This window comes from Enterobacter sp. 725m/11 (assembly GCF_011683705.1).
Classification (GTDB): Bacteria; Pseudomonadota; Gammaproteobacteria; order Enterobacterales; family Enterobacteriaceae; genus Enterobacter; species Enterobacter bugandensis.
On the sequence record NZ_JAAQOK010000009.1, the window covers coordinates 95,724 to 109,727 of the forward strand.

Here is a 14,004-nt window from a genome sequence, read left to right on the forward strand (position 1 = left end):
GAAAAGGGCTGGTCATGACGTCTGTTACTTCCTCCACTTCCCGCGTTATTACGGATTCTCCTGTTGTTGTTGCGCTTGATTACAATAAGCGTGACGCAGCGCTGGCCTTTGTCGACGGTATCGATCCTCGCGATTGTCGTCTGAAAGTTGGTAAAGAGATGTTCACGCTGTTTGGACCGCAAATTGTCCGCGATCTGCAGCAGCGCGGTTTCGATGTCTTCCTCGATCTCAAATTCCATGATATCCCGAACACCACGGCGCACGCGGTTGCCGCCGCTGCGGAACTGGGTGTATGGATGGTCAACGTCCACGCGTCGGGCGGGGCGAGAATGATGACAGCCGCTCGCGAAGCACTCCTGCCGTTCGGCAACGATGCGCCATTACTGATTGCGGTTACCGTGCTGACCAGCATGGACGACAGCGACTTGCGCGACCTTGGCGTGACGTTGTCACCTGCCGGGCACGCCGAGCGTCTCGCGCGTCTGACGCAGAGCTGTGGTCTCGATGGCGTCGTTTGCTCCGCGCAGGAAGCGGTACGCTTTAAGTCAGAGTTGGGCAAAGATTTTAAACTGGTCACGCCAGGCATTCGTCCTGCTGGCAGCGACGTGGGCGATCAGCGACGCATTATGACGCCTGAGCAGGCGTTGGCAGCAGGCGTTGACTACATGGTTATCGGCCGGCCTGTGACGCAGTCTGCGAACCCGGCAGAGACGCTTAAGTCTATCAACGCATCACTGAAAAAGGGGGCGCAATGACTGATTCCAACAGTCGGCTGGTCTACTCGACGGAAAGCGGGCGCATAGACGAACCGAAAACGAAAGCAGAACGTCCGAAAGGTGACGGTATTGTTCGTATCCAGCGTCAGACCAGCGGGCGAAAAGGAAAGGGGGTCTGCCTGATCTCCGGGATTGATCTGGATGATGCGGAGCTGAACAAGCTGGCAGCAGAGTTGAAGAAAAAATGTGGCTGCGGCGGCGCCGTGAAGGACGGCATTATCGAAATTCAGGGTGATAAACGCGATTTAATTAAATCGCTCCTTGAAGCCAAAGGCATGAAAGTTAAACTGGCAGGCGGCTAAAATAAATAAGCCACGGCAAATGCCGTGGCTCGTGTTATATACGTGCGTTAGTCAGACCTGAAATGCGATGCTAAATCGCCTTAACGGGAAGGCTGATAGAATAATTATTTGCCAACCTGGTGACCGATAATACCACCGACAGCAGCGCCGCCTAATGTACCCAGCGTACTACCATCCGTTAATACTGCACCACCGAGCGCACCAGCACCGGCGCCAATTGCGGTGTTACGGTCACGTTTAGACCAGTTAGAGCACGCGCTCAGGGACATTGCTACAGTGATTGCCAGAACAGCGGCGGCTAATTTTTTGCTGGTTAAGGTCATAATACTTTCTCCTGAATTATCGATTCACGGAAAGATGTACACATTAAGTATAGTCAAAATGAATACTCAATTCTTTTTTCCGTGAAAGCTGGTCGCGCAGGCGTTACGTAATCACGCAGGTGATAGTCACTTCCTGTTATATCGCTAACATTAATTTTACGACTTTACGGCAGGTTAAACAGGTAAAAACTCTTAAAGGATGGATAGGAATCCTCTCAGACGAAGGGGGCATATGCGCCCGGAATACGGGCGCAAATGGACTCAGGCGGGCGTTTTAATAATATCGACAATGAGACCGTCATCTTCCAGTTTATTACGATGTTCGTCGCTTAACCTTTCGTCGGTAATTACGCGGCTAAAGCGTGAGGCTGGACCCATGGTGTAAGGATGGACGGCACCAAATTTAGAGCTGTCGGTCAGCACAATGGCTTCACACTCTTTTTCCAGAACGGCATTCACAACGTCAGATCGCATCATATCCCGGCCGGTGAAGCCTGTCTCCGGCTGCCAGCCGTCAATACCGATAAACGCCTTACTGAAATAAACCTGCTGGACATACTGCCGGGTTAGCGGGCCTACCATGCTCTCACTTTTTTTCTGGTAAATGCCGCCCAGCAAAATCACCTCACAGCGCGTCTCTTTGAGCAAATGGGCGATATAGCTGCTGACGGTGATGATGGTAACGTCTTTTTGTTCGGCGAGCGTACGTGCCAGAAGAGCGTTGCTGCTGCCGTTTTCAATAAAGACCGTCTCGCCAGGGTTTACCAGCGATGCGGCAAATTCTGCCAGTTCTCGTTTAAGCGCGTAGTTATTCATCATGCGCGTCTCAACGTCGTCGCTGTCCAGCGGCACGGCATAGCCATGCGCACGGCGCAGGTAGCTCTGTTTTTCCAGCAGATTAAGATCCTGACGGATGGTCACTTCTGAAACGCCGGTGGTTTTAGCCAGCTCAACGACGCTTACGCGCCCCTGATCGATGACCATCTGCAAAATGAGTTGTTGTCGGGAATTCATAGCATCCAATTAATAAAGCGAAACGAGGTCTGAGACAGTGGGATTAGACTTCCCACGGCGCTTTAGGCTGTCGGTTTTCGGGGGCATTGTCAGCGCCATCCTGAGCGAGAAGTTCAGACTTCAGGATCTCGAGATTACGGATTGCAGAGTGATAATCACCCGCCACCAGGATATCCAGCACGGTATCAATACGTTGTGCTACAGCTTGTGGATCAATAGTAGACATCATCTCTCCCCAGGAGCGAAAAGTTAATAATTTCAATGATGCAGAAAATAGGTTCAAAAGAGAAGGGAAAAAACGCCATAACGAAATTACCTATACGAAAGTGAACCTCTGTATGACGTCAACGTTGTTGTCGCGCTTGATATCGTTTTAGCCAGCGCTCGAATGCGGCAGCGGGCATCGGCTTAGCGAAAAGAAAACCCTGCCGTTCGTTGACGCCGTTTTTGGTCAGAAAGGCATCTTCTTTTGCGTTCTCCACCCCTTCGGCAATCACCTGCAGGTTTAACGCCTGCGCCACTGCGACAATGGCGCGTACCAGAGACTGGGAGACAGAGTGCTTATGAATATCTCTGACAAAAGCCTGATCGAGTTTAATGGCATCAATAGGAAAACGCGCCAGCTGGGAAAGGGAGGAGTAGCCGGTACCGAAATCGTCCAGATGAATTTGTGCCCCGAGCCGACTGAATTGCTGGATCACCGAGAGCGCCAGCTCTTCGTTTTCGATAAGGCAGCTTTCGGTTAACTCAACGTCGATAGGGCAGTACTCAAAATGCAGATCCTTAAGCGCCTGCTTTAGCTCACTGAAAATCGTCTGGTCGGCCAACTGACGTGCAGAGACGTTCACGGCCACGCGCAGGTTAATTCCCTTGTCACGCCATTTTGCCACCTGGCGAACCACATCAAGCATCACCCAGCGACCCAGCGGCACAATCAAACCGGACTCCTCGGCATAAGAGATAAATTCCAGAGGGGGGATCAGCCCGCGCTCGGGCGACTGCCAGCGGACCAGCGCTTCAAGGCTTCGGACTTCGCCGCGCCAGGTCATTTTCGGCTGGTAGTGGATCAGGAGCTGATCGTTATCCAGCGCTTTACGCAGGTTGGTGTCCAGCCACAGGTACTCAAACACGCGCTGGTTCATCTCGGGGGAGAAGACACAGAATTTGCCACGGCCATTCTCCTTGGCGGTGTACATGGCGATGTCGGCATTGCGAATCACGCTTTCCCGATCGTTCCCGTGCTGCGGCGCGAGGGCGATGCCCAGTGAGCAACCGGTGTAAACCTCAATGAGACCGATTCTGAACGGCTGGCGCAGGCGGGTCAGAATACGCGACGCCATCGCTTCCAGCGAGCCCTGAGAGGTATTGGTGGCCATAACGATAAACTCATCGCCGCCGAGCCGCGCTAAAACCTGCCCCTCATCCAGACAACTCAGAAGGGCAAGTGCAACCGCCTGCAGGAGCTGATCGCCGAACATATGCCCGTAGGCATCGTTAACCTTCTTGAAGTTATCGAGGTCGAGGTACACCACGCCTACCTGCGTGTCGCCGCGGCTATTGATGGCGTCTGAAATCAGCTCATGGATCGCATTGCGGTTGGGCAGGCCGGTGATGGTATCGGTATTGGCCAGCACGCGCAGGCGCTCCTGTGCCCGTCGTTCTTCGGTAATGTCGGTCCCGGAGCAGATAAGGAAAATTTCATTTTTACCGCTGCCGCTGTGAACGAATTTATTTCTGAACAGAAACAAGCGTTGCCCTTTTCGCGTTTTAATCCAGCGTTCGACTTCGTAGGAGCTGCCGTTGCGAAAGAAACCCGCAATGTTGCGCTTCGAGGCTGCCGCTTCGCTGCGGCTCATGAACAGTTCAAACACGTTTTGACCAATGACTTCATGTTCTTTCAGACCGGTATACTCTTCGCTCAGGCGGTTAAAGCGCTGGATATTGCCGTTTTGATCGAGAATGACAATGACGGAATTCGCTTCAGAAACTACCTGTTCCGCAAAGGAGAGTCCCTGAGCCAGATCGCGTGCCACGGAGGGCGTATCGTTCCAGGCGGAAGCCGTTCCGGCCCACTCGTTTCGGGTGATTTTGCGTCCGACAAGATGGACGGGAACTTGCTCGCCGTAAAGAGAGAGGTTCAGGGAAATGCTGGTGGTCATTACCGTTAGCTGACGGATCTGTGCGGCCTGTTCATCATCCAGTACGATCTCCTGAGTCACGTCAGCATTTTCGCTGGCGGCAAGGTGCAGAGCGTTGCTGTCAGCCGACAATCGCCACCACGGGCTGTGAGTACCCATGTAACGAAACAGCAAATTTTGCTCAAGTTCGTCGATCATGATTTCTCCCGCCGCGACGCATTAGCGAACAAATTATTCATTAGTCGTCGACTTTTCCGTTGAAAATAGCGGCAAAGCCGCAGTGAAAGTATTGTTTTTCTGAGCTTTTTTATAATAAAACGCATCAGGCAGATAAAAATGCTGAGCGTATAAAATCCACGTGCCCGAACAGGGCAGCACTCTTTAACTGTAGATAATTATGGCTGTTTTGGGCGGGCTGGGGCCGAAAAAGTAAGAAAAATGATGCTTTTGCGAGGGGAAAGACAGGGAGAAAATTGTCGGCCTTTCTGAACGGAAATGACCGACAATTGAGCAGGTTATCAGGCGACAGGGCGCGCAATAATACTGCGGGTTTCCATGCGAACTTCAGCGATAGTTACATCAATCACGTCAGTGACTTTGTAAACCGTCTCGCCTTTAATTTGCACGGTGCCGCTTTCCTGACTGCAGACCAGTTCGTCACGAACGGCGTGCAGGAACGGGGCAGGGATAAAGGCGACCGCGCCGTTATCCACCAGACGTACGCGCATTCCCCCGCGGCTGATATCAATAATTTCTGCCGCGAAGCGGGTATCGGTACCGGCTTTATCCTGCAGGAAGCGCGCGTATAGCCAGTCTCCAACGTCACGTTCCGCCATGCGGTTCAGACGGCGACGCTCGGCCATCTGTAGGGTCGTGTCGTCCTGTGGACGGGCAATGGTTTCGCCCTTGATAATCGCTTTCAGCAGGCGGTGGTTAACCATATCGCCATACTTACGGATCGGGGAGGTCCAGGTGGCGTAGGCTTCCAGACCGAGGCCAAAGTGCGGGCCTGGCTCGGTGCTGATTTCCGCGAAGGACTGGAAGCGGCGAATACGGCTATCCAGGAAACCGGACGGCTGAGCGTCCAGCTCGCGGCGAAGCTTGCAGAAGCCCGGCAGTGTCAGCACTTCTTCCGGATCAACATGCACATCGTGATTCTTCAGCAGGGCCGCGAGCGCTTCGGTATTGGCCGGATCGAATCCGGTATGAACGTTGTAAATACCGAAGCCCAGCCTGTCGCGCAGCACGCGCGCGGCACAGATGTTGGCGGAAATCATCGCTTCTTCGACGATGCGGTTAGCAATGCGTCGCGGCTCGGCCACGATATCCAGCACTTCGCCTTTTTCACCGAGAACAAAACGATAATCCGGGCGATCCTTGAAGACCAGGGCGTGAGTCTTGCGCCACTCGCCGCGGTTCAGGCAGATGCGGTGCAGCAGACGAATCTGTGCTGCGATAGCATCGGATTCAGGTTTCCAGCTGCCGGTGTTTTCCAGCCAGTCGGAGACATTGTCATAGGCCAGCTTGGCTTTGGATTCGATGGTGGCGGCAAAGAATTCGATATCGTCTTCAATCGTGCCATCTGCGGCAATGGTCATGCGGCAGGCGAGAACCGGGCGCACCTCATTTGGGCGCAGCGAGCAGAGGTCGTCAGACAGTTCGCGCGGCAGCATCGGGATGTTAAAGCCCGGCAGGTAGTTGGTGAACGCGCGGATTTTCGCCGTTTCGTCCAGCTTGCTGCCTTCCACAATCCAGGCGGTTGGATCGGCAATGGCGACGGTCAAATGCAGTTTGCCATCGGCGCTCTCTTCAGCGTAGAGCGCATCGTCCATATCTTCTGTGCTGGCGCTGTCGATGGTGACAAACTCCAGCGCGGTAAGATCGCGGCGCGCCAGGCCTTCATCCTGCATCTCAGTTGCCACGCCGTTCGGCGCTTCTTTTTCAAGATTATGGCGCGCCAGCGTGACCCACCACGGGACGAAATGGTCGTCGCCAAAGGTGATGAACTGGGTCAGTTCAGCATAGAAACCGCGGTCGCCTTTCAGAGGATGACGGCGCATTTCTGCCACGGCCCAGTCACCTTCTTTAAAATCATGCTCAACGCCGCGGGCGGCGCGGCAGGGAATGGCATCTTTCAGCAGGGGGTGATCCGGCACGACAGAAAGACGATCGTCCTTTCTCTGCACTTTGCCCACAAAGCGGGTCAGGAACGGCTCGATCAGTTCTTCCGGCTCGGCGGATTCACGTTCCTTCTCGGTATGGATGACGGCCATGACGCGATCGCCATGCATCACTTTCTTCATCTGCGGTGGCGGAATGAAGTAGCTTTTCTGCGCGTCAACTTCAAGGAAGCCAAAGCCCTTTTCCGTGGCTTTCACGACCCCTTCTGCACGCGGCGTCTGGGAATGCAGTTGCTGTTTAAGCTGCGCTAGCAGCGGGTTGTCCTGAAACATAATGTTCTATTTTCGTAGCCATTGAGCGGCTGACAGTTTTACGCGATTCTCACTGCTACAGCAAGCGCTCTTTGGGGAAAGAGTGTGGTTATTCCGCTTTGCCGGATGCGACTTTTAGTCGATTGAGCCAGCCCTCCAGCGCGCATTGGCTGAGCAGGTTGATCGCCTGAACGGCAGTAAGTCCTTCTTCCGTGAGCGGGGTAAATTGTGCGGCGCTGAAGCGGTCCGGCGAGCGTGTCAGCAATTCGGCTGCTGCCGAAAGCGCCGGAGGAGGCAGCGAAATCGTTTCCCGGCTGTTTATCAGGATCTCCCCCATCAGGTCGAGCAAGGTCGGTTCATGGCACAGGACCGGCGTCAGCGCCTCAAGCGTGGGATCTGCCTGCCAGCGGGAGAGGGACTCAAGCTGATGCGCACTGGCATAGCGAAGCTCGACCACGGGCAGAAGCGAGATCCACGCGTCGGAGGACGTTGGCAGGGTGTGCGGCTGGATATGATGGCCCGGCAGCCAGCGGACGGGATGGCCGAGCAGCGCCTGAAAGACGGCGACCACGCGCGCCTGAAAACCGATAAAGCCGATTATCTGGTTAATCACCACAACGTCATAGATAGACAGACCTACCTCATCAAGCTGGTTTCGCGCCTTATCATCAATGACGTCAGGTGAGCTGGCGAGCTGGCGGGCGTACTGCGTGATTTGCGCCAGCCGTCGGTTACTTTCGCGGGAGGAGTCAGGGCCCGGCAGCGGGGCGAGGAGGGCGGCGTAGTGGTTGCACAGCCGCTGAACGCCGCAGGCCTGCGCCACCGTCAGCGCGGTACTTAACCGATCGTAGGCGCTAAGCGTTCGCAGCCGGTTTACGGGAAGTGAGAGCGGGAATAGCTGGTGACATAAGGATCTGGCAGGAGCGAGCCAGCCGGTACAGGCGGCGACAATCTCATCTGGCAGGGCTAAATCGAGCAAAAAACGATCGTCGACGTTAGCGGCTTCGGGCACCAGGGGCAGCACATCCGGCTGCGCGTGGTTAGACTGGGTTTCGTGATACCAGTGGCCTTTGCCGGAAAAACGGCGTTGTTCCATGGGCGTTCCTTGATCTCAAAATGGCGATCAATATCCTGGCGTAAGGCAGATAAAGGGAAAAATATTGTTAGGTGATAACAAATAGCAGAACGGAATAACGAAGGGGAGTGCGGAGGGGGAAAGCTCTCTTCCCGTGCGGGAAGAGAGCCACAGCTTATTTAATTTCCAGCTCGTTCATTGCAGCGATGTTGAAGCCGCCGTCAACGTGAACCACTTCGCCGGAGATACCTGCGGAAAGGTCAGAGCACAGGAATGCAGCAGAGTTACCCACATCTTCAATGGTAACGGTACGACGAATCGGGGTAACCGCTTCGCAGTGTGCCAGCATTTTACGGAAATCTTTGATGCCGGACGCCGCCAGGGTGCGGATAGGGCCAGCAGAGATGGCGTTAACGCGCACGCCTTCTGGACCCATTGCGTTCGCCATGTAGCGGACGTTGGCTTCCAGAGAGGCTTTCGCCAGGCCCATAACGTTGTAGTTAGGGATAGCACGCTCTGCGCCCAGGTAGGACAGGGTCAGCAGCGCTGCGCCCGGGTTCAGCATTGCGCGGCAAGATTTCGCCATTGCAACGAAGCTGTAGGAGCTGATGTCGTGCGCGATTTTAAAGCCATCACGGGTTACCGCGTTCACGTAGTCGCCGTCCAGCTGGTCGCCAGGAGCGAAGCCGATGGAGTGAACGAAACCGTCGAATTTCGGCCATGCTTTTGCCAGTTCAGCAAACATGCCGTCGATGCTTTCGTCTTGTGCAACGTCACATTCCAGAACAATGCTGGAACCCAGCTGCGCGGCAAACTCTTCAACACGGCCTTTCAGCTTGTCGTTCTGGTAGGTGAACGCCAGCTCAGCGCCTTCGCGATGCATTGCCTGTGCGATGCCGTATGCGATGGACAGTTTGCTGGCAACGCCAGTCACCAGAATGCGCTTACCGGAAAGAAAACCCATAGCTTTAATCCTTATATTCATTGCTTATTTTGCCTTGTAATTCATAGCGTTACAGGCAGTATTTCAAAATCATTCGAAATTAGCTCGAAATTATAGCCCACTCACGGCCCCTTGTGTCACGATATTTCTCGTCGATCTCCGAAGAGGAATGCCCCAAAAGGTGAGGCGCGGGCTGGCGGGGGCTGAAAATTTCAGCATTCGTCCAGTATATCACCCGGCAGCAGCTTCGCCTCATCCAACCAGCAAGGTTCCGCGATCCATCAGCGGTATTCACACTTTCCTGGCGTTTTCAACGAAACGCGCAACGACAATAAAGAATACCGGGACGAAAAAGATCGCGAGAAGCGTGCCGCTGATCATGCCGCCAAACACCCCGGTGCCGATAGCGTGCTGCGTGCTGTCACTCGCGCCACGCGCCAGCATCAGTGGCACCACGCCTAACGTAAAGGCTAACGATGTCATCAGAATAGGGCGCAGACGCTGGCTTGCGGCCTGTATCGTGGCCGCAAGCAGGGGTTGTCCTTCCCGGTGGAGCTGCCTTGCAAACTCGACAATCAGAATGGCGTTCTTGGCGGACAGGCCTATCAGGGTGATAAGACCGACCTTAAAGAAAACATCATTCGTCATGCCCGCAACGGAGACGGCAACCACCGCACCGATAAGCCCCAGGGGAACGACCAGCATGACCGCAAAGGGAATTGACCAGCTCTCATACAGGGCGGCGAGCACCATGAACACGACCAGTATCGACAGAACGATCAGACCCGGGAGCTGAGATTCGGATTTTCTCTCCTGCAATGAGCTACCGGCCCACTCGCCGGCCATCCCCTGCGGTAAATCCCGTGACAACGTCTCCATGGCCTTCATTGCAGTGCCGCTGGATTTGCCCGGGGCCGCACTGCCGGTAATGCGGATAGCAGAATATCCCTGATAACGCGTCAACTGCTGCGGCGCAACGTTCCAGGAAAGCGTCGCAAACGTAGATACTGGCACCATCTGCCCCATACGGTTTTTTACCGATAATTTCAGGATCTGCTCAGGCTGCATGCGGTAAGGGGCGTCGGCCTGAATAATGACCTGTTGAACGCGGCCCTTGTTCGTGTAGTCATTAACGTAGTTCGACCCCATGGTGACCGAGAGCGTCTGGTTGATTTCATCAAATGAAACGCCCAGCGCTTCCGCTTTTTCCCGGTCAATCTGAAGGGCCAGGCTTGTTCCTTCCGGCAGACCGTCTATATACACGTCACTCAGTTCAGGACGTTGATTAGCTTTCATAACCAGCGCATCGGCCGCTCTCTTTAACGCCTCGTAGCCCAGTCCCGCCCTGTCCTGCACGTACCAGGTGAAGCCCGAGGAGGTGCCCATATCCGAAATGGCCGGCGGGAGAAGGCTCATCGTGACGGCATCAGAGACGTTAGCCATGCTGGCCTGTATATGGTCGGCTTCATTCTGTGCGGTCGTACCCTGCCGATCTTTCCAGTCCTTCAGCGTGGTGAAGGCCATGGCCGAATTCGGTCCCGAGCCTGAAAACCCAAATCCCAGAATCATAATGTTGCTTTCAATATCCGGCCGGGCCGCAATTTCCTCTTCAAATTTTTTAACCACTCTCAGGGTGCGCTGCATTGTGGCATCGGAAGGCAGCTGAATTGAGGACATAAAATAGCCCTGATCTTCATCCGGAAGAAAGGACGAGGGCAGCGAAGAAAGCCCCAAACATAGCGCAGCACATAGCGCAACGTACAACAGCAGCATCCGCCCGGTACGTCTCAGCACCGCGCCCAGCCCGGATTCGTACCACGTCGTGAGGGTACGAAAGCGGGCGTTAAACCCTGCTGCGAACCTGCCACCAACGTGCTTTGCTGCGCTGTGAGGCTTAAGTAGCGTCGCGCATAGCGCGGGGGTAAGCGTGAGGGCAAGAAATGCCGACAACAGTATGGAGACCGCCATGGAAATACAAAATTGTCGATAAATAATCCCGACGGAGCCTTCGGCGAAACCCATGGGAATAAAGACGGCGGTAAGCACCAGCGTGATCCCGATAATTGCCGGCGTGATTTCATTCATGGCCTCCCGGGTCGCGTCGCGCGGAGAGAGTTGTTTTTCTTCCATCAGGCGCTCGACGTTCTCCACGACCACAATAGCGTCATCTACGATAATCCCTATCGCCAGAACCATGCCGAACATGGTCAGAATATTGATGGAGTATCCACTCAATAGCATCACCGTGAAGGTGCCAAGCAGTGCGACGGGGGCAACAATCGCCGGGATAAGCGTACAGCGTATCTTATGCAGAAACAGCAGCATTACGAGGAAGACCAGAACCATCGCTTCCACAAAGGTCTGCACCACCTTCATGATGGAGAGCTTCACAAAAGGCGCGGTATCGAAGGGAACCGTAAACGTCATTCCTTCCGGCAACACCTGAGAAAGTTCGTCGATGCGTGCGCGTACGCCTGCAGCCGTACTCATCGCATTGGCGCCAGGCGATAGCTGGACCGCCGCAGCCGTTGCGGGAACTCCATTTTCGCGGATACCGAAAGCGTAGCTTTGCAGGCCGGACTCAATGCGCGCGACGTCGGACAGCTTCAGCCTTGCGCCGGACGCCTCTGATTTCAGAGTAATATTCCTGAAAGCCTCTACGGAAGTGAGTTGCCCCTTCACGGTGATCGGATACGTTACGCCTTGCCCTTCAGATGCCGGTTCATCTCCCGTTTTGCCGGGCGAAACCAGGGCATTTTGCTGGCCAACAGCGGTAAGCACATCGCTCACCGAAAGTCCGTAGCTATGAAGCTTCATCGGGTCCAGCCAGATGCGCAGCGCTTTTTCGCCACCAAACAGCTGAATTTTCCCTACTCCAGGTACGCGGCGAAGCTCGTCGCTGACATGCCGGGCAAAGTAATCGCTTAAATCGGCTTCCTCAAATTTACCGGTGGCGGACTTGAGCCCCACCATCATTAAAAAACCGGAATTGGCCGCCTCGACGTTGATGCCATTTTGCCTTACCGCCTGTGGCAAACGCGGCTCCACAATTTTAATCTGGTTCTGAAGGTCCATCTGCGCCAGCTTGATGTCCGTGCCGGGCTTAAACGTCACGGTAATAGACGCAGAACCGGTTGTGTCACTGGATGATTCGAAGTAAAGCAAATTATCGACGCCAGATATTTCGCGCTCAAGTAACGACACCACCGACGTATTCATAATATCGGGGCTGGCGCCCGGGTAGGTGACAGAAATAATAATCCCAGGCGGTGCCACCGCCGGATACTGCGCAACCGGCAGCCGGGGGATAGACAATACACCCGCCAGGACGATAAAAAGCGCCACGACCCAGGCGAAAATGGGACGTTCAATAAAGAAATGAGGCATTAATTTAACTTCCAGATACGTGACTATTTCAGTGAGTTATTTTGTTCAAGATGGTGTGATGGAGAGTCTACAACTCGCCTGTTTAGCGGACATGGGCGGTTTATGGAGAGAGTGTGGAGCGAAACAACGCGGTTGTTTAAATCATTCTCACGATGAGGTACAACGGTGAACCGCCAAAAAAGAGAATTAAATAACACTCATAGTAAAACACCAAATCGTTGAAATCTGGCGTAACGTTCAGCAGCACAGTGAACGTAATAATGAGATAAACAAAAATCACCATTAGCCAGAAGGCGATGAGAAGTAATTCAGTGAACGCGCCTGCTTTGTTTTGTATTACCAGAGAGACAACCGACAAGGCAATGCAGCCATAGATCATGGGGGAAGAGAGTAGCGTTGCGGCGACTTTCTCATCCATTATATGCATCAATACTAGCCAGGTATAAAGTAATCCCCACGATAGCAGCAGGAAGAGAGAAAATATGCCGATTTTTTTAGGAGAGAAGTATTTCGAAAGTTCCATGCTCATTATCTCAGCCAAATTCAGAAAGCCTTTAAGCGACAGGGGTATTTACCACGTTAAACGAAAGACGGTTTAACTCCGAATAACTATTGTGGACTGACATTGTCGAGTCTTTATTGACTGAATGTGTAGGCTGTATGGAGAAATTGCCGGGAACTTAAATTAATCCAGGAAATTTTCGCGGCCACGGCACTTTTTCCCGGAGCCTGTGTCTTATTGTGCTAAAGATATCTGATAGCGTGCTCAAAGGGATTTTACCCGCGGAGATAAAATGAACAAAAATACTCTAATCCTTGTTGTTGAAGATGAAAACGAAATTGCCGATATACTGATGAGTTACTTAGAGCGTTCTGGGATGAAAACGCTGAGAGCCCGGCAGGGCGAACAGGCGATAGCGCTTAATCGGCTCCATAAACCCGATCTTATCTTGCTGGATATCCATCTGCCCGTATGCGATGGCTGGAGCGTACTCACGACGCTCCGTCAGGAAAGTTCTGTGCCCGTCATTATGGTGTCCGCACTCGATCAGGACGTGGATAAGCTGATGGGGCTGAGGCTTGGCGCGGATGATTACGTCATCAAACCTTTCAACCCTTCCGAAGTGGTCGCGCGGGTTGAAGCCGTGCTGCGCAGAACCAGACCCGCTCTTCAGCAGGCGGGTGCCGTGCCTCTCAGGACGCCTTTTATTACGGTCTACCCGGACGATTTCTACGTTGAGGTCACCGTGGGCGAAGAGGTAGTCTCCCCAGTATTAACGACGACGGAATTTAAACTTCTTACTTACCTGGTGAGATACCCGCGAAAGGTCTGTTCCCGGGAAGAGTTACTTAACGCGTGTCTGCCTGAAGGCGATACGCTCGACAGAACGGTAGACAGCCATATGAGCAAGCTGCGTAAAAAGCTGGAGCTTGCAGGCCTTTATGGCGTCCCTGAGAGCATCAGGGGGATGGGCTATCGACTCGGGGAGAAAAAATGAACAGAGATTCTGTCCTGAGTCGGCAGATCTTAACGTATATGCTGCTGCTGACGTTTATGATCATTGCCATTGCGGTACCTGTCTCTTATACACATCTGACGCTGCCGACGACGGA

The 14,004-nt window shown here is 53.8% G+C and carries 13 protein-coding genes; 4 read left to right on the forward strand and 9 right to left on the reverse strand.

The window, feature by feature from the left end; all coding sequences use genetic code 11:
• Nucleotides 1-14 precede the first annotated feature (14 nt).
• Nucleotides 15-755 (forward strand): orotidine-5'-phosphate decarboxylase, encoded by a 741-nt coding sequence (gene pyrF / locus HBA26_RS05845; RefSeq protein WP_126345839.1) that lies wholly within the window; start codon nucleotides 15-17, stop codon nucleotides 753-755.
• Nucleotides 752-1,078, forward strand: a complete 327-nt coding sequence (gene yciH, locus HBA26_RS05850; RefSeq protein ID WP_045630534.1) for a stress response translation initiation inhibitor YciH — start codon at nucleotides 752-754, stop codon at nucleotides 1,076-1,078. The genes pyrF and yciH overlap by 4 nt, the downstream gene beginning before the upstream one ends.
• 104 nt (nucleotides 1,079-1,182) lie before the next feature.
• On the opposite strand, the gene osmB is transcribed toward yciH, so the two are convergent.
• The 9 genes from osmB to HBA26_RS05895 all read right to left on the reverse strand — a co-directional run bounded on the left by osmB (nucleotide 1,183) and on the right by HBA26_RS05895 (nucleotide 12,913).
• Nucleotides 1,183-1,401 (reverse strand): osmotically-inducible lipoprotein OsmB, encoded by a 219-nt coding sequence (osmB, locus tag HBA26_RS05855; protein ID WP_008501216.1) that lies wholly within the window; start codon nucleotides 1,399-1,401, stop codon nucleotides 1,183-1,185.
• Nucleotides 1,402-1,662: 261 nt separating this feature from the next.
• On the reverse strand, nucleotides 1,663-2,415 hold the full coding sequence (locus HBA26_RS05860) for a DNA-binding transcriptional regulator YciT (RefSeq protein WP_166720822.1): 753 nt from the start codon (nucleotides 2,413-2,415) through the stop codon (nucleotides 1,663-1,665).
• A gap of 43 nt (nucleotides 2,416-2,458) precedes the next feature.
• Nucleotides 2,459-2,641 carry a hypothetical protein gene (locus HBA26_RS05865; protein WP_041909652.1) on the reverse strand — a complete coding sequence of 61 codons (183 nt, stop codon included), beginning with the start codon at nucleotides 2,639-2,641 and terminating at the stop codon, nucleotides 2,459-2,461.
• A gap of 118 nt (nucleotides 2,642-2,759) precedes the next feature.
• On the reverse strand, nucleotides 2,760-4,751 hold the full coding sequence (pdeR, locus tag HBA26_RS05870; RefSeq protein ID WP_028013393.1) for a cyclic di-GMP phosphodiesterase: 1,992 nt from the start codon (nucleotides 4,749-4,751) through the stop codon (nucleotides 2,760-2,762).
• A gap of 320 nt (nucleotides 4,752-5,071) precedes the next feature.
• A complete protein-coding gene (locus HBA26_RS05875; protein WP_045260657.1) occupies nucleotides 5,072-7,006 on the reverse strand; it encodes an exoribonuclease II in 1,935 nt (644 codons plus the stop codon).
• 88 nt (nucleotides 7,007-7,094) lie between these two features.
• Nucleotides 7,095-8,081, reverse strand: coding sequence for a CMD domain-containing protein (locus tag HBA26_RS05880; protein WP_126345840.1), 987 nt, complete (start codon nucleotides 8,079-8,081; stop codon nucleotides 7,095-7,097).
• A 154-nt stretch (nucleotides 8,082-8,235) separates the two neighbouring features.
• On the reverse strand, nucleotides 8,236-9,024 hold the full coding sequence (gene fabI / locus HBA26_RS05885; protein WP_003856831.1) for an enoyl-ACP reductase FabI: 789 nt from the start codon (nucleotides 9,022-9,024) through the stop codon (nucleotides 8,236-8,238).
• Between the two features lie 270 nt (nucleotides 9,025-9,294).
• Complete coding sequence (locus HBA26_RS05890; RefSeq protein ID WP_126345841.1) at nucleotides 9,295-12,390, reverse strand: multidrug efflux RND transporter permease subunit; 3,096 nt, start codon at nucleotides 12,388-12,390, stop codon at nucleotides 9,295-9,297.
• Between the two features lie 136 nt (nucleotides 12,391-12,526).
• The gene (locus HBA26_RS05895) at nucleotides 12,527-12,913 is read right to left on the reverse strand and encodes a transporter (RefSeq protein ID WP_164558233.1); all 387 of its coding nucleotides are present in this window, start codon (nucleotides 12,911-12,913) and stop codon (nucleotides 12,527-12,529) included.
• Nucleotides 12,914-13,184: 271 nt separating this feature from the next.
• Here HBA26_RS05895 and HBA26_RS05900 point away from each other — a divergent pair, with 271 nt between their 5' ends.
• Both HBA26_RS05900 and HBA26_RS22875 read left to right on the forward strand, forming a co-directional pair.
• A complete protein-coding gene (locus tag HBA26_RS05900; RefSeq protein ID WP_028013388.1) occupies nucleotides 13,185-13,889 on the forward strand; it encodes a response regulator in 705 nt (234 codons plus the stop codon).
• Nucleotides 13,886-14,004 (forward strand): hypothetical protein (locus HBA26_RS22875; RefSeq protein WP_243854828.1); only part of this gene is annotated, 119 nt, incomplete at its 3' end. The genes HBA26_RS05900 and HBA26_RS22875, both read left to right, overlap by 4 nt.

What these genes read in the sequence shown, in the direction of transcription:
- pyrF (WP_126345839.1), top strand. Translation starts at nt 15, where the DNA reads ATGACGTCTGTTACTTCCTCCACTTCCCGCGTTATTACGGATTCTCCT.
- yciH (WP_045630534.1), top strand. Translation starts at nt 752, where the DNA reads ATGACTGATTCCAACAGTCGGCTGGTCTACTCGACGGAAAGCGGGCGC.
- osmB (WP_008501216.1), bottom strand. Translation starts at nt 1,401, where the DNA reads ATGACCTTAACCAGCAAAAAATTAGCCGCCGCTGTTCTGGCAATCACT.
- HBA26_RS05860 (WP_166720822.1), bottom strand. Translation starts at nt 2,415, where the DNA reads ATGAATTCCCGACAACAACTCATTTTGCAGATGGTCATCGATCAGGGG.
- HBA26_RS05865 (WP_041909652.1), bottom strand. Translation starts at nt 2,641, where the DNA reads ATGTCTACTATTGATCCACAAGCTGTAGCACAACGTATTGATACCGTG.
- pdeR (WP_028013393.1), bottom strand. Translation starts at nt 4,751, where the DNA reads ATGATCGACGAACTTGAGCAAAATTTGCTGTTTCGTTACATGGGTACT.
- HBA26_RS05875 (WP_045260657.1), bottom strand. Translation starts at nt 7,006, where the DNA reads ATGTTTCAGGACAACCCGCTGCTAGCGCAGCTTAAACAGCAACTGCAT.
- HBA26_RS05880 (WP_126345840.1), bottom strand. Translation starts at nt 8,081, where the DNA reads ATGGAACAACGCCGTTTTTCCGGCAAAGGCCACTGGTATCACGAAACC.
- fabI (WP_003856831.1), bottom strand. Translation starts at nt 9,024, where the DNA reads ATGGGTTTTCTTTCCGGTAAGCGCATTCTGGTGACTGGCGTTGCCAGC.
- HBA26_RS05890 (WP_126345841.1), bottom strand. Translation starts at nt 12,390, where the DNA reads ATGCCTCATTTCTTTATTGAACGTCCCATTTTCGCCTGGGTCGTGGCG.
- HBA26_RS05895 (WP_164558233.1), bottom strand. Translation starts at nt 12,913, where the DNA reads ATGGAACTTTCGAAATACTTCTCTCCTAAAAAAATCGGCATATTTTCT.
- HBA26_RS05900 (WP_028013388.1), top strand. Translation starts at nt 13,185, where the DNA reads ATGAACAAAAATACTCTAATCCTTGTTGTTGAAGATGAAAACGAAATT.